This is a genomic window from Daejeonella lutea (genome assembly GCF_900168015.1).
GTDB lineage: Bacteria > Bacteroidota > Bacteroidia > Sphingobacteriales > Sphingobacteriaceae > Daejeonella > Daejeonella lutea.
In genome coordinates this window covers 1079962-1100280 of record NZ_FUYR01000001.1, presented here as the reverse complement: position 1 = coordinate 1100280, position 20319 = coordinate 1079962, and the positions used below count along the sequence as shown (strand labels likewise).

At 41.2% G+C, this 20319-nt stretch carries 21 protein-coding genes and 2 tRNA genes; 18 read left to right on the top strand and 5 right to left on the bottom strand.

Going from position 1 to position 20319, the window contains the following annotated elements; translation table 11 throughout:
- Nucleotides 1-5 precede the first annotated feature (5 nt).
- The 11 genes from B5X60_RS04900 (at nt 6) to B5X60_RS04850 (ending at nt 9222) form a co-directional block, all read left to right on the top strand.
- On the top strand, nt 6-911 hold the full coding sequence (locus B5X60_RS04900; RefSeq protein ID WP_079701499.1) for a DUF5777 family beta-barrel protein: 906 nt from the start codon (nt 6-8) through the stop codon (nt 909-911).
- A gap of 29 nt (nt 912-940) precedes the next feature.
- On the top strand, nt 941-1372 hold the full coding sequence (locus tag B5X60_RS04895) for a QcrA and Rieske domain-containing protein (protein ID WP_079701498.1): 432 nt from the start codon (nt 941-943) through the stop codon (nt 1370-1372).
- Between the two features lie 385 nt (nt 1373-1757).
- The gene (locus B5X60_RS04890; RefSeq protein WP_139377360.1) at nt 1758-3584 is read left to right on the top strand and encodes a serine hydrolase domain-containing protein; all 1827 of its coding nucleotides are present in this window, start codon (nt 1758-1760) and stop codon (nt 3582-3584) included.
- Nucleotides 3585-3917: 333 nt separating this feature from the next.
- The gene (locus B5X60_RS04885; RefSeq protein WP_079701497.1) at nt 3918-4241 is read left to right on the top strand and encodes an ArsR/SmtB family transcription factor; all 324 of its coding nucleotides are present in this window, start codon (nt 3918-3920) and stop codon (nt 4239-4241) included.
- 21 nt (nt 4242-4262) lie between these two features.
- Nucleotides 4263-4730: an SRPBCC domain-containing protein gene (locus B5X60_RS04880; protein ID WP_079701496.1), complete on the top strand. Its 468-nt coding sequence runs from the start codon at nt 4263-4265 to the stop codon at nt 4728-4730.
- Between the two features lie 5 nt (nt 4731-4735).
- Nucleotides 4736-5122: a DoxX family protein gene (locus B5X60_RS04875; RefSeq protein WP_079701495.1), complete on the top strand. Its 387-nt coding sequence runs from the start codon at nt 4736-4738 to the stop codon at nt 5120-5122.
- Between the two features lie 21 nt (nt 5123-5143).
- Complete coding sequence (locus B5X60_RS04870; protein ID WP_079701494.1) at nt 5144-5701, top strand: DUF4256 domain-containing protein; 558 nt, start codon at nt 5144-5146, stop codon at nt 5699-5701.
- 11 nt (nt 5702-5712) lie between these two features.
- Nucleotides 5713-6303, top strand: a complete 591-nt coding sequence (locus tag B5X60_RS04865; protein ID WP_079701493.1) for a YdeI/OmpD-associated family protein — start codon at nt 5713-5715, stop codon at nt 6301-6303.
- 1269 nt (nt 6304-7572) lie between these two features.
- Entirely contained in the window at nt 7573-7890 is a 318-nt protein-coding gene (locus tag B5X60_RS04860) for an ArsR/SmtB family transcription factor (RefSeq protein ID WP_079701492.1), read from the top strand.
- 7 nt (nt 7891-7897) lie between these two features.
- Entirely contained in the window at nt 7898-8383 is a 486-nt protein-coding gene (locus B5X60_RS04855) for an SRPBCC family protein (RefSeq protein ID WP_079702308.1), read from the top strand.
- The gene (locus tag B5X60_RS04850) at nt 8383-9222 is read left to right on the top strand and encodes an alpha/beta fold hydrolase (RefSeq protein ID WP_079701491.1); all 840 of its coding nucleotides are present in this window, start codon (nt 8383-8385) and stop codon (nt 9220-9222) included. Before B5X60_RS04855 ends, B5X60_RS04850 begins: the two co-directional genes overlap by 1 nt.
- Before the next feature lie 93 nt (nt 9223-9315).
- On the opposite strand, the gene B5X60_RS04845 is transcribed toward B5X60_RS04850, so the two are convergent.
- Together B5X60_RS04845 and B5X60_RS04840 are read right to left on the bottom strand one after the other, a co-directional pair.
- Nucleotides 9316-9401 (bottom strand) — tRNA-Leu (locus B5X60_RS04845).
- Nucleotides 9402-9465: 64 nt separating this feature from the next.
- Nucleotides 9466-9541 (bottom strand) — tRNA-Gly (locus B5X60_RS04840).
- Nucleotides 9542-9775: 234 nt separating this feature from the next.
- On the opposite strand from B5X60_RS04840, the gene B5X60_RS04835 reads away from it, so the two are divergent.
- From B5X60_RS04835 to B5X60_RS04820, 4 genes are all read left to right on the top strand, one after another.
- Nucleotides 9776-10003 carry a hypothetical protein gene (locus B5X60_RS04835; RefSeq protein ID WP_079701490.1) on the top strand — a complete coding sequence of 76 codons (228 nt, stop codon included), beginning with the start codon at nt 9776-9778 and terminating at the stop codon, nt 10001-10003.
- The gene (locus B5X60_RS04830) at nt 10003-10632 is read left to right on the top strand and encodes an HAD family hydrolase (RefSeq protein WP_079701489.1); all 630 of its coding nucleotides are present in this window, start codon (nt 10003-10005) and stop codon (nt 10630-10632) included. The genes B5X60_RS04835 and B5X60_RS04830 overlap by 1 nt, the downstream gene beginning before the upstream one ends.
- Nucleotides 10633-10688: 56 nt before the next feature.
- Complete coding sequence (locus tag B5X60_RS04825; RefSeq protein ID WP_079701488.1) at nt 10689-13541, top strand: M16 family metallopeptidase; 2853 nt, start codon at nt 10689-10691, stop codon at nt 13539-13541.
- Nucleotides 13542-13841: 300 nt separating this feature from the next.
- Nucleotides 13842-14087, top strand: coding sequence for a hypothetical protein (locus B5X60_RS04820; protein ID WP_079701487.1), 246 nt, complete (start codon nt 13842-13844; stop codon nt 14085-14087).
- A 10-nt stretch (nt 14088-14097) separates the two neighbouring features.
- On the opposite strand, the gene B5X60_RS04815 is transcribed toward B5X60_RS04820, so the two are convergent.
- Nucleotides 14098-14436, bottom strand: coding sequence for a cupin domain-containing protein (locus tag B5X60_RS04815; protein WP_079701486.1), 339 nt, complete (start codon nt 14434-14436; stop codon nt 14098-14100).
- A gap of 106 nt (nt 14437-14542) precedes the next feature.
- On the opposite strand from B5X60_RS04815, the gene B5X60_RS04810 reads away from it, so the two are divergent.
- Nucleotides 14543-15856, top strand: coding sequence for a hypothetical protein (locus B5X60_RS04810; RefSeq protein WP_079701485.1), 1314 nt, complete (start codon nt 14543-14545; stop codon nt 15854-15856).
- Nucleotides 15857-16040: 184 nt separating this feature from the next.
- Here B5X60_RS04810 and B5X60_RS04805 read toward each other — a convergent pair whose 3' ends face one another.
- Nucleotides 16041-16517, bottom strand: coding sequence for a regulatory protein RecX (locus B5X60_RS04805; protein ID WP_079701484.1), 477 nt, complete (start codon nt 16515-16517; stop codon nt 16041-16043).
- A gap of 59 nt (nt 16518-16576) precedes the next feature.
- On the opposite strand from B5X60_RS04805, the gene B5X60_RS04800 reads away from it, so the two are divergent.
- Together B5X60_RS04800 and B5X60_RS04795 are read left to right on the top strand one after the other, a co-directional pair.
- Nucleotides 16577-19036: a bifunctional UDP-N-acetylmuramoyl-tripeptide:D-alanyl-D-alanine ligase/alanine racemase gene (locus tag B5X60_RS04800; protein ID WP_079701483.1), complete on the top strand. Its 2460-nt coding sequence runs from the start codon at nt 16577-16579 to the stop codon at nt 19034-19036.
- A complete protein-coding gene (locus tag B5X60_RS04795; protein ID WP_079701482.1) occupies nt 19029-19619 on the top strand; it encodes a DUF502 domain-containing protein in 591 nt (196 codons plus the stop codon). Before B5X60_RS04800 ends, B5X60_RS04795 begins: the two co-directional genes overlap by 8 nt.
- Nucleotides 19620-19694: 75 nt before the next feature.
- On the opposite strand, the gene B5X60_RS04790 is transcribed toward B5X60_RS04795, so the two are convergent.
- Nucleotides 19695-20267, bottom strand: coding sequence for a 2'-5' RNA ligase family protein (locus tag B5X60_RS04790; protein WP_079701481.1), 573 nt, complete (start codon nt 20265-20267; stop codon nt 19695-19697).
- Between the last annotated feature and the right edge of the window lie 52 nt (nt 20268-20319).

Here is a 20319-nt window from a genome sequence, read left to right as displayed (position 1 = left end):
AGTTTATGAACAAGATTACTATCTTACTGATTGCATTTTCGCTATCAGCTTACCAGAGTACTGCCCAAAATACGGATTCTTTAATGCGGAATTTATCTGCCACCGGGGAAGGAGACTATGCTACCGCGTCATTTAAATCGAGTCGCTTAATCCTGTCTCAAACGACAACGATGGTAAAGAAATATGACCTGGATTTTAAAGTTATTCACAGATTCGGAGATATTGGCGGTTCCGATGGCGGTTCCAAAACACTCTATGGTCTTGACAATTCAGCAGATATCTACATTGGATTTGAATATGGGATCTCTGATCGGTTGAATATCGCATTCGGCCGCAGCAAATTCGAACAGTTATTGGATCTCCAAATGAAATATGCGGTTTTGCAGCAGAAGGATAAAAATGGCACTCCTATTTCTTTTAGTGCACTTTTGAAAACAGGTTTCACACCTTATAAAGTTAATACCGGTGTTTTTGATAGCTATGGCAATCGATTTTCTCACTTCATTCAGGCGATTATATCAAGGAAATTTTCACCTGAGTTATCACTGCAGGTGACACCCGGTGTGTTGTTCAGAAATGTCGTTCTGGCCACAGGCGATGAAATGACATTGTTCTCCACCGGCATTGCCGGACGGTATAAATTAACAAAACGCTTTGGGGTTGTCGCTGATTATTATTTGATCAGTTCCGATTACAGGAAAAACAATCCGAACACGAATTTTTACAATCCCCTCGGCTTAGGAATTGAAATTGAAACTGGCGGCCACGTTTTTACGATGAATTTTGCAAACGCGAAAGCGATAGCAGAAAATAATTTCCTTGCCAATTCAACATCATCATGGACCAAGGGGCAGTATCGATTTGGATTTACTATTTCCAGAATGTTCACCCTTTACAAACCTGAACCATAACATCATTCAATAAACCAAACTCTAAGCATATGAAAAGGACAGAATTTTTAAGCACGATTGGTATTGGCCTGGCGGCGGCATGCACCGGTTGCCTTTACGCCTGCGGAAAAGGCGGGGAAGCTAAACCCGAAATAAAACCTCCTGTACCACCATCCGGAGTAAGCTTCACTATTGATCTGAATACAGAAATTAAGTCGGTAGGGGAAGCTAAAAGCAACAACGGCGTTATTGTAGCCAGAATTGGTGCCGGAAACGTGGTATCATCGTTTGCTGCGGTTCAGCTTGCCTGCAGTCACGAGGGAACATCGATTGGATACAGTCCAACACAAGGAAGTTTTGTTTGCCCTAACCATGGCAGTATTTTTAACAATTCTGGTGTTGTTACAACGGGCCCAGCAACAACTAATTTAAAACAGTACACAATGGCCATTTCTGGCAGTGTTCTCACAGTTACAGGATAATTTTTAAACGTGGGGCGATCGGCAGCGAGCTGGTCGCCTTTTTTTGATTAATAAAGGCATTAGGGTTTTGGCGGTGCAGCATTTCCGCAAGCTATCAGAGGCTTTACCCTGGGTCTGGGATTTTAACCGCTCTTGATCACTGATCAAAAAGGGTTACATGTAAAGCAACATGTGGCCCTTTTTGCGTTTTAGGTGCCTGATTCTTTACCATTCCAGTAATGATTTTAATTATTTTCGATTATCTAGAATATAACCGAGCTTCTTGCGTTTTTAATGTATCTAAGCTATATTAGCTTATATCGATTAAGAAAAAGGGGATTCTTAATTGGGGGAGATCTGAAAACTGCAAAGTTGATGATTAGTGTAAACGATTAAATTTGTTGTTTTGGGGAAAAAGATTTTGAAAAGTGGAGCCACCTGGATTAGCCTTACAACAGGAATGCTTCTGATGATCGTTATGTTCGGAGGATTTAATGATCGTATAAGTCCGGCACAAATTACAGCCGACTTAAATTTGCAAGCGGACGCGCAACAGTCTACTGTATTGCTAAACAATGCGTCCAACACTATTCCGCTAATAAACCTTAAGGACCGGAAAATCGCCTCAATAAATATTGGGTTACCCTACGCGCAGCCTTTTAATGCTGTTCTTAGAAATTATGCTCCGGTTACTGAGTTTGAACTTGCAAAAGCCACACTAGCAAATCTTGAATCTTACACAACTGTTATCGTTCAGGTCAATGCTGAATCTCTTGCTTATCCTGAAACTGTGAGCTACATAATGAGCCTGCAGCAGGAAAAAGAAGTCATTCTTGTGGGTTATGGAAATACATTCGCCCTGAAGTTGCTCAGTTCTTTTACCGATCCTATCATCTGGAACCCAGAGACTTCAATGGCAGTAGCTGATTTCTCTGCCCAACTGATTTTTGGGGGTACTACGGCCCAAAATCGTCTAAAGGAGGCAATCAGCGACGTATACCCGGCTGGCGCAGGGTATACGACAGAAAAAATCAGATTGAGATACTCAACACCTGAAGATGTGGGTATCAATTCGTCGAACCTGAATAAAATAGACAGGATCGTGAATGAGGCAATAAGCCAGCATGCAACGCCAAGTGCTGTTGTTATGGTTGTTAAGAATGGCAATGTAATTTTTAACCGTGCTTATGGCTCACACACCTATGGGGGAGAAGAGCCAACTAAGACTGATGATATTTACGATCTGGCTTCCGTAACCAAAACTGCGGCGACTACTATAGCGGTAATGCGCCTCTATGAGCAGCAAAAGCTGGATCTTAACGCTGGAATTGGTTCATATTTTCCTGAAGCAAAACTAACAAACAAAGAATTTATCCCCCTGAAGGAAGTGATGCTTCACCAGGCTGGTTTTATCAATCTGGATTTTCCGAGCTATATGAAATCACAGGATCATAGTCCCGATTCGTCATATGCTTATCCTGTCAAGGTTGCCGACAACTATTTCGTTCGCCGCAATTATTACCAGGAAGCAATGCTCCCGAAAATGCTTAATTCGCCAATTAAAACCCGCGGACAGTATGTTTACAGCGACATCAGCATGTATATGATGAAAGAGGTTGTGGAACATCAGGCTGGAAAACCCCTTGATCAGTATGTCTTAAATGAATTCTATGCGCCTCTGGGGATGCGCACTGCGGGATTTAATCCACGTCAGCGTTTCGGACGAGAAAAAATCGTACCTACCGAACAGGATAATTATTTCAGGAAAACTCTCTTACAGGGTTATGTTCACGACCAGGGAGCTGCTTTGGTGAGCGGTGTTTCAGGCCACGCCGGATTATTTGCCAGTGCGAACGATTTAGCAATTCTTAATCAGGTACTTCTTAATGGTGGCAAATACGGTGGTGTTGAGTACTTTAAACCTGAAACGGTTGATCTTTTTACCTCACGCCAATCCGGTGTCAGCAGACGAGGCCTGGGATTTGATAGGGGGGATGGAGGTACATATCCTTCTTCTCTGGCTTCTGCAGGCACTTATGGGCATACAGGTTACACAGGAACTTGTGTATGGGTTGATCCTAAAAACGACCTGATCTATATCTTCCTGTCTAACAGAATAAACCCATCTGTCAGCAATAAACTTAATACCCTCAGGATCCGTCCGAGGATTCAGGATGCTATTTATGAAGCTATTTCTAAAGGAATAGATTATCAGGTCAGTTCTGAGGAATAACTCGGGAGTAGCTACCTTCACCAAAGTTTGTTCTTCTATCAATTGCCACGGGCTTCAGCCCGTGTCTCACAATATCCAAGGATTGTGCTTAATCCCAAATTCAAGCGCTGGAAGGCCTCTGTTAGTTAAACTATACATCCGGAGTTAAAGCTGGATGCGTTTTTTCTGGTCTTTCCTTTTTTCTCTCGTCAATTAAAATACGACAATTCCTCATAGTTCCTGGACTTGCCATTTCGGCCATCCCAATCTAACCTCTAGTCCCTGTTGAAAAAATATTAATTAATTTGCGTAGTCAAATAGCTACACTTATATTTGTAGTCAAATAGCTACATAATGAATTTAAGACGAGATGTATTTCAGGCAATAGCAGATCCTACCAGGAGAGCAATACTTCTGCTGGTTGCTTCGCAGTCTATGACAGCCGGGGCTATAGCAGCGAACTTCAATACCGCCAGACCTACAGTTTCAAAACACCTTCAAATACTAATAGAGTGCGAATTGCTTGGACAGGAGCAGACCGGCCGTGAGATATACTATCACACAAACGCAAAAAAGATGAAAGAGGTAGCCGATTTTATAGAACCTTTCCGCCAGATGTGGGACGATCGGTTTAATAAATTGGAAAGCATTATGAAAAACTACCCGAATAAGAAATAGAAGTATCTAAGTAATAAACATATGGACCTAAAAACAAAAATTGATGCCGAAGATGGCAAGCACTTTCTGGTAATTACACGGGAATTTGACCTGCCATTGGAACTACTTTTTAAAGCCTATGTAGAGCCTGAAATTGTAGAACAGTGGATGAGTACAAAAGTGCTTAAACTTGAAAGCAGAAAGCATGGCAGCTGGCAATTTCAAACTTCTGATCCCGAGGGTAACATATTATTGAAATCTGGAGGTGTTATTCATGAATTTGTTCCAAATGCAAAGATCGTCCGTACGTTCGAAATGGAAAATACACCATTCCCTGTGCAGCTGGAATTTCTGGAATTCGAAAAACTCAATGATGATAGGAGCAAGCTTACCATGCAAATAGTGTATAAATCGGTAGAGGACAGGGATGCAATGCTCAAACTGCCGTTCGCTAAGGGCATAAATATGGCGCACAACCGCTTACAGGAAGTGGTCGAAAATATAATATAGAAACTATGACTAAAAGAAATCGAATAATCTATTGGATCGCTACAGTCTGGCTATCCTTTGGAATGACCTCAACCGGAATAGTTCAGTTAATGCAGATCCAGGAAGAAGCTGATATGATGGAGCGTCTGGGCTATCCACTCTATTTTCTTACCATCCTGGGTATCTGGAAATTGTTGGGGGTGATAGCGATATTGCTGCCCCGGTTGGCCATGGTGAAAGAATGGGCATACGCGGGATTTTTCTTTACGGCTTCAGGCGCCATATTCTCCCACCTGGCGGTGGGGGATGGCGCAAAGGAATTGTTCGGACCGGCACTTTTACTAGTGTTGACCATAGTGTCCTGGTATTTTAGGCCGGACGAAAGAAAACTGGCGCCTATTGGTAATTTATAGCTTATTTAATAGTTTAAGGAAATGAAAAAGCAACTATCTCAAGACCAGCGGCAAGAATTGCTGCAGACTTTGAAAACCCGTTTCGAGAAGAATATGGATCGTCATAAAGGCATCGAATGGGCAAAGGTTCACGCAAAGCTCCAAGAAAATGAAACCAAGCTTTGGTCGCTTGACGATATGGAGATATCTGGCGGTGAGCCGGATGTAGTGGGATATGATAAAAAGACTGGCGAATTTATTTTTTACGATTGCTCTGCTGAGAGCCCCAAAGGACGCAGAAGTATCTGCTATGATCACGAAGCTTTAGAATCCAGGAAAGAGCACAAACCAGCCGACAGTGCAATTAATATGGCGGCCAATATGGCCATTGAGATATTAACTGGAGATGAATACCGGGAATTGCAAAAACTTGGAAAATTCGACACTAAAACCTCCAGCTGGATAAAAACTCCGGCAGATATAAGAAAGGCCGGAGGCGCTCTGTTTTGCGACTGGCGTTATGGGCATGTGTTTACCTATCACAATGGGGCAGAATCTTACTATGCTGCAAGAGGCTTTCGTGGTGCCTTGAGGGTTTAAAAGAAAAGAAAATGAATCCTCAGGCAGATTTTTTTTTCAATAAAGGTAAGTGGCAGGAGGAATTACGACTGCTAAGAGCAATCGCTCAGGATACTGCTGCGATCGGCTATCAGTTAAGTGAAGAATTGAAATGGGGTTGTCCCTGTTATGTTTACCAGAAAAGTAACATCGTCCTGATCCACGAATTTAAAGATTACTGCGCATTTTTGTTTTTCAAAGGAGCACTGATGAAAGACCCTCAGGGTATTTTAATCCAGCAAACCAAGAATGTTCAGTCTGCCCGCCAGATTCGTTTCAAAAGTGCTGAAGAAATTATCAAATTGGAACCTTTCCTGAAAGCTTATATCCGCGATGCAGTAGAAGTCGAAAAGGCGGGATTAAAAGTACAATTTAAAAAGACCACGGATTTTCAAATCCCGGAAGAGTTTCAGAATAAATTAGATGCAATGCCCATATTAAAAACTGCCTTCGAAGCTTTGACACCGGGGCGACAGCGTGCGTATATTTTTCACTTCTCCCAGGCGAAGCAATCTAAAACCAGGACGGATAGGGTTGAGAAATATATTCCGAGGATTTTAGAAGGCAAAGGGATGGAGGGTTAATCAATAGTAAAAGTCAGAAAGGGGAGATGCTGTTGTTCCATTTTTCTGGCAGCCTGCTGGCTCCATTTTAAAATCGCTTAGTGTATTTTTGAGTTTAGAACCTTGCAGCCTCGAGACCTTAATGAGCTTTTTTTACTTTCTTTAAATTTGCACTTGGGGAAATTGGATATTTCATCTTGATTTTCAAAAGTATTTCATTCTCTTTAAGAAAGATGAGTGACCCACGATAAGGCACCGATTTTAGCTTCAAATCAGCCATTCTCAAGGACTTTCTACTACATGACGAGACAATGTAAGTAGGAGACGCAAAAACTTCCTATAGCCCTTTATTTTAGCTCGGCAATTTGGGAAAGACTAAAAACCTTGTTTAAATACTATTAAACACAATTTTTCCAGAAAGCTTTTGTTAATTGTTCGACAGAATTTAGTACTTCTTCGGAAAAGTTGACATAAAATGCGCTTTTCCTTCATAGTTCTTCGGAAAAATCGGAAGTTTCTTCGCTTGCTCTTCGCTTCGGCTTCGCTATTTGTTCGCTTCCGCTTCGCTTTCTGTTCGCTTTGTTTTCGAGTCTGCTCCGAGACTGCTTCGTACCTGCTCCGGGACAGATTCGGGAAGGCTTCGTGTATTTTTCGACTGTTCTTCGGTAGGAAATTTAATCGGGTTTCGACGGACTTCGTGTACTCCTCTGTACCTGTTTTACGAGGGAACGCCGGGTACCGAACGGCATCAGAAGGGGACCTGAAGAATTGCCGAATTCGACTCGGCGTTGGTAATAACCTGATATCGATCACATACGACAAGAGGTCGAAGAATGATCAGATCTTAGTATCACGTAAAACCTTATCGCAATCGTACCTTTCGGACAATTTTCGTCAGGATATCAAGTGTCAGGAAAAACTTCCCACAGGAGTTCTACTAAAGGCAATCCTTTATTTAATATAAAACTAACCAACAGGGTGGCTGATTTAATTGGAAATCTATATATCGAACTGATACGGACGTAAAAACAAAAGCCCTCTGTTTCCAAAGGGCTTTTGTACTCCTAAAGGCACAGATTTCGCATAATTTCCAAAATGATTTACAATTTCTTATCGATACGATGCTAAAAAATTGAAGATCTAGATGGCAACAGGATAATTAGTCTATCTTTTAATAGTTGTCATTACTTGACTTTACGGCTATCTCTCGAAATATTACTAAAAATATTTTATAAAATATTTTGCACAACCAAATGGTTGCCCTTATATTTGACAACCATTTGGTTGTATATGATAGAAAGAAGAGATGTGTTTCAAGCTATTGCTGATCCCACCAGGAGAATCATCATTATTAAATTGTCGCAAGGACCGCTAAACATTACGCAGATTGGCGAAGACCTTGATATAAGCAAGCAGGCTATTGCCAAGCACATAAAGATATTGAAAGAATGCGGAATGATTGTTATGAATCAAAAAGGACGGGAACAGGTTTGTGAAGCCCAACTTACCCAACTTGATGAAGTGACTGATTGGGTAACGCAATCCCGTAAATTATGGAACCAGCGGTTTGAAAAGCTAGACCAGTTCCTTGCCTCTGCCAAAAAATAATACAGATATGAAATCCGAAGAAAAAGAATTACTAATTAGCCATCTTTTTGATGCGCCGCGCGACGTTGTTTTTAAAGCATGGACAGATCCAGAACAATTAAAGCATTGGTATGCACCAGACGGGTGTACTATTGAATTTAAATCAATCGAAGTTAAGACAGGTGGGCATTTTCATTACGTTATACAAGATCCGGTTCATGGACCATGCTGGATCATTGGAACATACCTAGAAATCCTACAAAATGAAAAATTAGTATTTACCATGGTAATGTCAAATGAGGCTGGAGAAACAGTAAGCTCAGTTGCCAATGGCAAGGTGGAAGACTGGCCGGAACGTCATGTGGCAACAGTCTATTTTGAATCGATTGGCGAACGCACTAAAATGACGATCCACCAAACGGTTTCTGAAGAAAAGGCAAAAGAAACAGGTGCTTACCAAAGCTGGATTAAAATGTTCAATAGATTAAATCAACTTGTTAAACCAATCTCATAGTGAAAAAGCTTTTAATTTTAACCAGTTTAATCGCATCAAATTTATCCTTGAATGCACAATCGCCCTCAAAAAGCGGCTATGCTCCGGTTAAGGGTATCAAAATGTACTATCAGGTTTACGGAGAAGGAAAACCACTTGTGTTGATACATGGTGGTGGCTCTACAATTGAAACGTCTTTTGGCAGGATAATTCCAATGCTAGCAAAGCATCGCAAAGTCATTGCTGTAGAACTGCAAGCTCACGGAAGGACTAGTGATAGAAATAGCGATCTTTCCTTTGAACAAGATGCCGATGATGTGGTAGGTTTACTAAAGGAGCTAGAGATTGATAAATCCGATTTCTTCGGTTTTAGTAATGGTGGAACCACAACATTGCAGATTGCAATCCGACATCCGGAAATTGTAAACAAAATTGTTCTAGGCTCAGCTCTTAGTAAGCGAAATGGCGTTCCTGCACAATTTTGGGATTTTATGAAGCAAGCCAATTTGGATAACATGCCGCAAGAACTGAAAGATGCTTACACAAAAGTTGCGCCTAACCCTTCAGGACTTCAAATTATGCATGATAGAGATGCGAAAAGAATGCTGAATTTTAGGGATATTCCTGATGAAAAAATAATATCAATCAAGGCACCAGTATTGATTATTATTGGAGATAAAGATGTAATTATTCCTGAGCATGCGCTAAAGATACACCGTTTGCTTGCTAGTTCTGAACTGGCTATTATTCCCGGCACACATGGTGAATATATTGAAGAAATAACTACGCTTAAGTTTAACACGCATCAGGCGAGTTTCGTAATTCCAATGATTGAAATTTTTTTAGATAAAGTTAAATAACATCCACGCCAGTTTTATTCTCAGGAAACGGGATAAAACACAAACGCCATTTCTGATATCAGAAATGGCGTTTTGGATAGAAGTCCTATATTGTACTCGGAGCGGGAATCGAACCCGCACTCGCTTTAGGGCGAACAGGATTTTAAGTCCTGCGTGTCTACCAGTTCCACCATCCGAGCGTGGAGTCCCGAAATATCGGGATGTTTCAAACAAAAATTCCCTCTTTGAGGAGGGAGTTTCTATTGGAGCGAAAGACGAGATTCGAACTCGCGACCCCGACCTTGGCAAGGTCGTGCTCTACCAACTGAGCTACTTTCGCGTTTTGGTGAGTGCAAATATAGACAGAAAAGCGTTTTTGTCAAGGATTTTTTATTTTTTTTGATGACGAAAAGTTAATGGATTGTTAATCAGGGGTTGAGTTGCCTTAATTTTGCTTTTCAAAGCCAAAGGCGGTTAAATAAGAAGAATTTAGTTTATTACGTTGATCTGATTATCAGATTTATGTTTTTTAGGTTGACCGAAGAATTTTCAACCGTCAGTCTTATCTTTGTTTATGCAAGAACCTTTCGACATTCAAATAGGCGCTGTAACCTATTCCGTTTTTCCAGAAGAAGACAATACGTATACAATTTTTAAAGAAGGAAAAGAACACACTCACATACAGAAAGATACCGAAGGAGTTTGGCTGAAACTCGATTATGAAACTGATCTCCCTATCTTTGATGAAGATGCAGAAATAAATGAAATCGGCCGACAAATTAACCTGCATCAGCACGAATAATGCTTACCATAATAATTGACCTCGATAATACAATTTATCCGGTAGCCTCAACAAGTGGTCTTCTATTCAAACCAATGTTCGATCTGATTTCAAGATCGGAATTTGGTCTAGGTGCTGAAAAGATTGAAGCTGCAAAGAAAGACATACAGCGTACTCCCTTTCATAAAGTTGCCGTGATGCATAATTTCCCGGGCGAACTGGCTAAGCAGGGCGCTGAATTGTTGCGTAATATGGAATATCAAGGAGAAATGGACGTTTATGATGATTATTCGTACATCAGAGATCTTCCGGCCAGACGTTTCCTGCTTACTGCAGGATACACAAAGCTTCAACTGAGCAAGATAGATCGCCTAGGGATTAGAGATGATTTTGAGGAGATTTTTATCGTCGACCCTGATAATACATCTGAAACCAAAAAGGAAGTCATCCAGCGGATCATTAAGAAATACGACCTACACAAGGATGAAATCGTTGTCATAGGCGATGATCTCGACTCTGAGATCAAGGGAGCACGGGAACTGGGATTAAAAAACTTCCTGATGGATCCCTCCAACCGATATCCGGACGAGCCGTTGGAAACAAAAGGCACCCGGCTCAGCGAGGCGGCCAAGGTGATCAGCTCGGAATGAGCTATTTGCAGATTTATCCATAAATTATTACTTTGCCTATCCAATTATAAAACCCCATGAGAAAAAAAATACAGTTAAGCATATTAATGCTTGCATTTGTCGGCTTGCAACTGCAGGCGCAGACTATGAAATCTCCCAGTCAGACGAAACTGGTAGAGAAAGTTACCCGGAAAGGAACAGAGCTTGTCATTCCTTATGAAAAATATGTTCTGCCTAACGGACTGACAGTTATCGTTCACGAAGATCATTCTGATCCTATCGTTCACGTTGATGTGACTTACCATGTCGGTTCGGCACGCGAAGAAGTAGGTAAATCAGGCTTCGCCCATTTCTTCGAGCATATGATGTTCCAAGGATCAGACAACGTTGGGGATGAAGCCCATTTCAAGATCATTTCTGAAGCGGGGGGAACTTTAAACGGAAGCACTAATCGCGACAGGACAAACTATTATGAAACTCTTCCAAGCAATCAGCTGGAAACCGCTTTGTGGCTTGAGGCTGACCGGATGGGATTTTTGCTTGACGCTGTAACACAGAAGAAATTTGAGATCCAGCGGTCAACCGTTAAGAATGAGCGCGGACAGAATTATGATAACCGTCCATATGGCCTGGTATATGAGAAAGCATCTGCTGCCCTCTATCCTTATGGACACCCATACTCATGGACAACAATCGGTTACCTGGAAGATTTGAACCGCGGTAATGTCAATGATTTGAAGAACTTCTTCCTGCGCTGGTACGGACCGAATAACGCCACATTGACTGTTGGAGGTGATGTAACTCCTGCACAGGTTGTTAAGCTTGCAGAAAAGTATTTCGGGCCGATCCAGAAAGGGCCGGAAGTTCAAAATGTAAAGTTACCGATGCCGGTTCTGGATAAAGACCGCTACATTTCTTACGAAGACAATGTTCGTTTCCCAATGCTGCAGATGACTTTTCCATCAGCTCCGAGATTCTCACCTGATGAAGTGCCATTGGACCTTTTAGCAGAGATCATTGGATCTGGTAAGAATTCTATCCTTTACAAAAACCTTGTTAAAACTCAGAAAGCAGTTCAGGCAAGTGCTTCAAATCCTGCATCAGAATTGGGAGGTGAGTTTTCAATCACCGTGCTTCCTTTCCCTACGCAAACTCTTGCAGATATGGAAAAATTAGTTCGTGAGGCTTTGTTGGAGTTTGAGAAAACAGGTATCTCTGACGATGCCCTGACCCGCTTTAAGGTTTCTTATGAGACTGGCGAGATCAATACACTTTCCAGTGTTGCTGGTAAAACATCAGCTTTGGCGGCATATCAAACTTTTACCGGTAATCCTAATTACCTGCCTCTTGACTTGAAACGTTATAAGGCGGTGACCAAAGAGGATGTTATGCGAGTTTATAACAAATATATTAAAGGAAAACACGCTGTTATTTTAAGCGTGGTGCCGAAAGGGAAAGCAGCGACTGTAACTGCTGCTGATAACTTTAAAGTTGATGAATCGGGCTATGTAGCTCCGAAAGATCAGTATAGTGGGTTGACATACAACAAAGCAAAAGATAATTTCGATCGTAAAATAAGACCAGCTTCCGGAGCAAATCCTGTGGTAAATGTGCCGGCATACTGGACAGATAAAACTCCGAATGGTGTTCGTATTATTGGAGCTAAAAATGATGAAGTGCCGACTGTAACGATGCTGGTATCGATTAAAGGAGGTCATAAACTGGAAGCTAAAGATCCCTCCAAAGCTGGTATTGCTTCGCTAACTGCTTCAATGTTAAACGAAGCTTCACAAAAGTATTCATCTGAAGAAATTGCGAGTCAGTTAGAAAAATTAGGATCGTCAATCAGTTTTTACAGCGGTTCTGACCGGATGAATATACAGGTACAATCACTTGCGAAAAATCTTGATGCAACTCTGGCACTTCTTGAAGAACGCATGCTGCATCCTCGTTTCGATCAGGCCGATTTTGATCGCTTGAAAAAGCAAACACTTGAGTCGATCGCAAATCAGAGTACACAAGCGCCAGTAGTCGCTTCTAACGTCTATAACAAGCTGTTATACGGAGAAGGGAACATTATGGCTATTCCAAGTATTGGTACTACCGCAAGTGTAGGATCGATCACGCTCGATGATGTGAAGAAATTCTACAACGATAATTTCTCTGCATCTGTTGCGGACATCGTTGTGGTAGGCGATACAGAGCAAAAGGTTATCATGCCGAAGCTTGCTTTCCTGAGCAAATGGCAGGCGAAACCAGTTCAGATCCCAGCGGATGCAAAACCTGCAACGATTGATAAGACTAAGATTTATCTGGTTAATAAAGATAAAGCTGCACAGTCTGAAATCAGAATTGGTTACATGGCTTTACCTTTTGATGCTACTGGTGAGTATTATCGTGCTGGAATAATGAACTACATTCTTGGCGGAGCTTTTAACAGCCGTATCAACCTTAACCTCCGCGAAGATAAAGGTTATACATACGGGGCTGGTTCAGGTTTCTCAGGTACTGAATCTGCAGGGCCTTATACAGCATCTGCAGGTGTTCGTACTAATGTATCTGACAGTTCAGTGGTGGAGTTCATGAAAGAAATTAAACGCTATAAAGAAGAGGGGATAACTGATGCCGAGCTTGCATTTGTTAAAAGTGCAATTGGTCAGAGTGACGCTCGTAAATATGAAACAGGTTTTCAGAAAGCATCTTTCTTAAACAATATTATCCGCTATAATCTGGATGAAGGATTTGTACAAAAGCAAAATGATATTCTTAAGAATATTACGAAAGCCGAGATTAATGCCCTGGCGGCAAAACACTTGCCTGTCGATAAAATGAACATTGTAATTGTTGGAGATAAAGCGGCAATTAAACCTGGTTTGGAAAAGCTTGGCTACGAAGTGGTCGAGGTAGATTCAGACGGGAAACTGTTGTAGAGCTGCGAGAAGCTAACAACGAGTTTAAGAACTGAGCGAATATGCCCGTGCCGGTCTACCGGGGCGGGCATATTATTTTATATTGGATGAGCAGATACGCACATTGATCTTGTGAATCCGGCAAATCTTAACGACATTCACCGGTACAAGGAATTGGAATGAATAAGCTTAATGTGCAAGAATATCTCTCGTTGGGATATTATATCTCCTGTTTTTGGGACTTGTTACCGACACAATTTACTATGGATTTTTAGATGTCAATATATTAGAATATTCGTCTATTTCTGATGTCCTGGTATCATGGTCTTGAGTTACTTTCTTGGAATTGGTATTGGACTAGGACTTAAAACTGAAAACGAACTTCGAAACGGAATTAAAAGATTAGATCATCAAATCACTTTCTCCAATTACAAGTCCCTCAACGTAAAAGTTGTGGGGCGAAATAGCCTGTATATTTTTTACGCATTACAGGGCGGAAGGGAAGTTATCAGTACTCCGATCGATGGAAATGTAGTTGCAATAAAAAAGCTGCAACGTTTTAAATGATATAAGGGTGTTATCCGAGAAAATCTTCTCGCATGGGGCTAAAAACATCAACGAGCACGCCCGCCTCAATACAAAGTACCCCATGGATATCGTTAGGTGGTGCATAGAAGCTATCCCCGGCTGAAAGAACTTCCTTATTCCCGTCGATGGTTACCTCAAAAACGCCGCTTGCCACGTAGGTTACCTGTGAATGATAATGATTGTGCAGCGGCCCTATAGCACCAACTTCAAATTTAACTTTGACGAGCATAATCTTGTCATCGTATCCTGAGATCTTTCTGGACACGCCATCGCCGAGATCCTCCCAGCGGGAATCGTTGTCACGGTAAAATAGGGGGGTGTTCGACATCTAAATGATTCGTAATATTTAAGTGTTGCAAAATAGCAATAGATAATGGTTAGTTGAAGGTTTTGATCAATTCGAGTTTTAACCTTTAAAATCAATATTTTAGAAGATGGATAGCAAGCAATCAACAGCCCCGGTAGGTGCCAGGCACGATCAATTATTGGAATGGACTTTTATAGAGAAGATACTTTTTAGGTTTATATTTCTTTTGTTCAGTTTATTCATCGTATTCTTCAACAATGGCGCATATCCTCTTTTTCGATTGTTGATCCATTATCCAACTCTTATTTTAAATAAGCTCCTTATTAAAGTTTCAGCCGATATCCTTCACATCGAGCACGAATTGATTACTCAACCCAATGGGAGTGGAGATACCACATACAACTATATTCTTCTACTGTTCATTTCGGTTGTTGCCTTCCTTGGTTGTGTAATTTGGTCCATGCTTGATAGGCACCGGTTGAACTATCAAAAGCTTTACTACTGGCTTACTGTAGCAGTTAGATTTTATCTTGCACTCATGCTGATTAATTATGGCATGGTTAAAATTATAAAATTGCAGTTCCCTTTTCCGAGTCTTTCCCGGTTATCATCCACATATGGTGAATCCAGTCCAATGGGTCTAGCCTGGACCTTTCTAGGATTTTCGACGGGGTATAATATGTTTATGGGTGTTGCGGAACTGTTAGGAATACTATTATTATTCAGGAGAACCATTGCTTTAGGGGCGATCATTGCACTTATGACCACAGCTAATGTAATGGCTGTTAATTATTTTTATGATGTTCCGGTGAAAATCCTGTCGACTGCACTAGTATCTATGAGCTTATACCTGCTTGTTCCTAATGTTAAAAGACTATTTGTATTTTTCATTTACGGCGAGGCCACGAAACTCAGAACTATCGAACCCCCAGTTTACGCAAAGAAATGGATACCGAAGGCAATACCAGTGTTAAAAATCTTGTTGATTTTTGCCCCGATACTTTTTGTTTTTCTAATGTTAATCCCTCAACGTCAGAAATTTGATTCTAAGCCTAAACTTCCGTTGTATGGAAGTTATGAAGTGAATTCATTCAAGTGGAAGGGCATCCCAGCCACCGATTCGATTTATGCACTACAATGGAGAACGATGTTAATCGATACTAAGGAAAGGTCTTTGATAAAATTTATCGATGAATCCAGGGAATTTTGCAACATGGAGATTGATACAAATAGCAAGCAAATTATCGTACGTTTCATAGATGATGAAACAGTCACTCATAAGTTCTCTTACAGTACGGAGTACAGCAGTTCTTATCACGAAAACTTAAGACTTGACGGAGCTTTATTTGGAAAACCCATTGTAATCACTTTTAAGAAGCAGAAACAACGGCTAATGGAGACAGGGTTTAACTGGATTAACGAGTTTCCGAACAACCGGTAACATCAAGCATTTTTCGTAAATTCCTCAGGGTCCTGTCGGATCTTATTCAAGCAAGGAACATTTGTCAGGTCCTGGTAGTCGGAACCGTTAAGTAGCTCTTAAAAGTAATGTTGGAAATCTAAATAACCCACTCAGTCAATATCCTGTGCGTCCGAAAGGTGAATTGAAGGATAATTCATAAAAACTATTCATTCAGAAGATCCCCGATCAAATCCTGTTCATAGCCTTTTGATGCAGCATATCTCGATAAAAGAAAGCGGCGCTTATAATGGTCTTTTTCGTGCAGGGTTTCGCTTTTTTTGTCGATCAATACCTTTAGCCTGGCAGCATAATCATCCGGATCAATTGACTTAAGGGATTTTGCGATCATTTTATCAGGTACCTTTTTTAGCTTAAGTGCCTGTTTTATCTTGATTTTTCCCCAGCCTTTAATTCGAAACTTTCCAAGGGTGTAGGCCAGGGCGAAACGCTCTTCATTCAGGAAGTTAGACTGGATAAGTTCTGATATAATTTCCTCAACGTCACGTTCATGCAAACCCCACTCATATAGTTTGTTTCTCACCTCATGTTGCGAGCGTTCCTGATACGCACAATAGCTTTCCGCTTTGGCCTTACATTGTTCTCTGCTGAAAACTTTAGGGGGTGATTGTTCGTTTCTCAAATCGATGAAATATCGCAAATATTAAGTTATTCCTTAAAATTTAATGAAATTAGCAAGCAATGAATCATATCCTTTATCCAGTGGAAGAATTAACGGAAAGCATGGACGCGAAAGCATCTATTCAAATAAAGGATGCAATGATCAGGACGCTCCTCACTGACAGCAGGAAACTTAGTGATATGGATCAGGGATTGTTCTTTGCCCTTAAAGGGCGACGTGACGGCCACACCTTCATTGAAGAAGTTTACAATGCGGGTGTAAGAAGCTTCGTAATATCCGATCCAGATTTTGACCACATCAAGTTTAAAGGTTGCAACTTTTATCTTGTCGACGATACTTTAAAAGCTCTTCAGAATCTGGCATCAGTTCATCGGTCGAAATTTGACTACCCGGTAATAGGTATAACTGGCAGCAACGGGAAAACAGTGGTCAAAGAGTGGCTTTACCAGCTATTGGCACCAGAAAATAATATTGTAAGAAGCCCGAAAAGTTATAATTCCCAACTCGGTGTGCCCTTGTCCGTTTGGGAGATGAATGAGGAAAATGATCTTGGTATTTTCGAAGCAGGAGTGTCCAAAGGAGATGAGATGGCAGCTTTGGCGGCTGTGATTCGCCCGACAATTGGAATACTGACTAATATTGGTGAAGCACATAACGACGGATTCGACACCCTGGAAGATAAAATTGCAGAAAAATTAAAACTGTTTGAAGGGGTAGATCTTTTCATTTACTCATGTAAATATCTCAACCAGTACACCGGCGAGCTGCCGGGAACTAATAAATTTACCTGGTGTTATCGGGATAAGGCTGATCTGGAAGTTTTTGATGACGAAGTATTGGAAGATAAATACCAGTTTCTGCGCGCGAGATTTAATGATACGGAAGTAGAAGCAGTAATTCCTTTCACTGACCAGGCCTCAGTTGAAAACGCCATTATATGCTGGGCAACTTTACTTGCATTAGGGTACGAACCGGAGGAGGCCGATAAACGGCTTGAGAAATTAGTTCCAATTGGCATGCGGCTGGAGCTAAAGACCGGTATAAATTATTGCTCCGTTATCGATGATTCTTACAGCCTCGACCTTTCTTCGCTCGCAATCGCTCTGGATTTCCTGAACCAGCAGAATCAGCATTCGAGACGAACCCTTATTCTATCCGATCTGCCGGGAATAGATTCGCCTGAGGTATACGAACAGATTCACCAGATGATCGAAAATAAATCGGTCGACAGATTGATAGGAGTAGGGCCCCTAATTAGTAAGTATGGTCACGAATTTTCTTGTGAAAAAGAGTTTTACGAGTCTTCAGAGGATTTTCTGCAGTCTTTTCCGTCCATAAAATTCGGACATGAAACAATTCTGTTAAAAGGAGCTAGGGCTTTTGAATTTGAAAAAATAAGTCAGCTCCTAACCCAGAAAGTCCATGAAACAGTGTTAGAGATCAACCTGAATGCGCTCGAACATAATCTCAATTATTATAAAGCATTATTGCCTAAAGGTAAAAAGGTGATGGCTATGGTAAAGGCCTTTTCCTATGGCAGCGGAAGTTTCGAGATTACAAACTTACTTGAGTTCAACAAGGTTGATTACCTCGCTGTAGCTTACGCTGATGAGGGGGTAGCTTTAAGGAAATCAGGAACCACCCTTCCCATAATGGTGATGAGCCCTGATTCAATGGCATTCGATGCGATCATAGAGAATAAGCTCGAACCTGAGATATACAGTATGCGTATTCTGGAGGAGTTTGTTTCGGCTCTTAGCCGCAAAGGGCATAAAGACTACCCGGTTCATATTAAGTTAGATACTGGTATGCATCGCCTGGGTTTTATGGAAGGTGAGGTCGAACAATTACTAGAGTACCTCAAGGATAATAAATCGATACATATACAAAGCATTTTTTCACATCTTGTAGCCAGTGAGGATCCTGAACACGACAAATTTACAGAACAACAAATAAACCTGTTTTCGATGCTTTCCGAAAGGATAATGGAACTATATAATTACCATATTATCAGGCATATATCGAATACTTCAGGTATAAGTCGCTGGCCAGATGCAGTTTTCGATATGGTCAGACTTGGCATTGGTCTGTATGGGATTGATCTTTCGATCAGGGATAAATCTCCTTTACAAACCGTAACTTCGCTGAAAACAAGTATCTCTCAGATCAAGCAAATTCCAGCAGGCGACACAGTTGGATATGGCCGGGCGGGAAAGATGCCTGACGGCGGTACCATTGCAACAGTAAAAATAGGTTATGCCGATGGTTACAGCAGGAAGCTGGGAAACGGTATTGGAAGCATGCTGGTGCGGGGTAAAAAGGTGAAAACCATTGGGAAAATCTGCATGGATATGTGTATGATCGATATCACAGGAATTAATGCTGCTGAAGGCGACGAAGTGATTGTTTTTAACGACAATATCCGGGTTGAAGATTTGGCAATGAAAATGGAGACCATCCCGTACGAAGTCTTAACAGGAATATCACAAAGAGTAAAAAGGGTATATTACTATGAATAGAATTGTCAGGGCTTTATTGAATTACATGATCAGGGGTGCCCTGGTGATCGTGCCAATTGCAGCTGCGATTTTTCTTATTTACTGGATTTTTGTAAAGGTTGACTCGGCATTAAATATCAGCGACGTTATTTGGGTTGATCAGGCTGGAAAGCCGATATATATTCCGGGACTTGGAATTCTCACAGTTCTGTTGGTGTTAATTGTTGTTGGAATCGTTGTAACCAATTTTGTAACTGATCCGATCAAGAAGTGGTTTGCCCGTTGGTTCAAGAGGCTGCCGGTTTTTAATGTGATTTACACGTCATTTAAAGACCTTACAGAAGCATTTGTAGGTGACGACAAAAAGTTCAGTGAACCCGTGGTCGTAGAAGTGAACGAAACGGGCTTAAAAAAAATAGGGTTTATCACTCAAAAAGATCTTACTAAAATTGGTTATCCTGGTGATGTGGCAGTTTATTTCCCACTGTCGTATTCTTTTGCTGGTCAATTGTGCTTTGTAAATATGGAACGCGTGAAGCCCTTAAACATGAGTGCAAGTGAGGCTATGAAGTTTATTGTATCGGGCGGAGTGAGCCATTTGTGAGATGCGAGCAACGAGCAGCGACAATTCAGCTCACGTGTGACGCATAAGTTTGTAAGCTTTGATTTATAGTAAGATTTAGAACAGATCCAACTGGCCTTTCTGCCCCGATAGTTTGAAATCCTGAATTTTGTTCCACTCTTTGCCATCATGTTTCAGAATGCTGAACTGATCATTTGTAAAATTCCGTTTAAAACGCACGTCTTTGTATTCCTGCCATAGCATCGGAAAGACCTCTGGCAGTATATCTCTGTAAGCTATGGCTACGTGAGGTCTGAAGGCCAGGTTTTTGGATCCAGCAGGCTGCTTATCAAGCTTATTCTTTCTAAAAATAGATGCAACAGAACGTTGGAGTTTCATCATTTGCGGGTTCTTCAGCGCACGTATCACCACTGCATTCATGTCAAATGCTTCGAAATTTTCAAGGTCCTGCCTGAATGGCTCAAATCCGGATGCAACTGACTGCAGCATACGGCACATTTTACTTTCAAAGGCTTGCTCCATTTTAAAAGGACGGTATAAGCTGATGTTAACCGGAGGTTCCAGTGCTCTTCTAACCCCAAACTTTTCCGAACATTGGACCCTGATCTCATTAATCTGACTTGAAAGATCGGCAGGAGGCAGTATCGCTATTAAATATAAACTTGACATGATAGTATTTCTATAGAATAAAAATACTAAAAATATTAGTAAGTTCAAATAG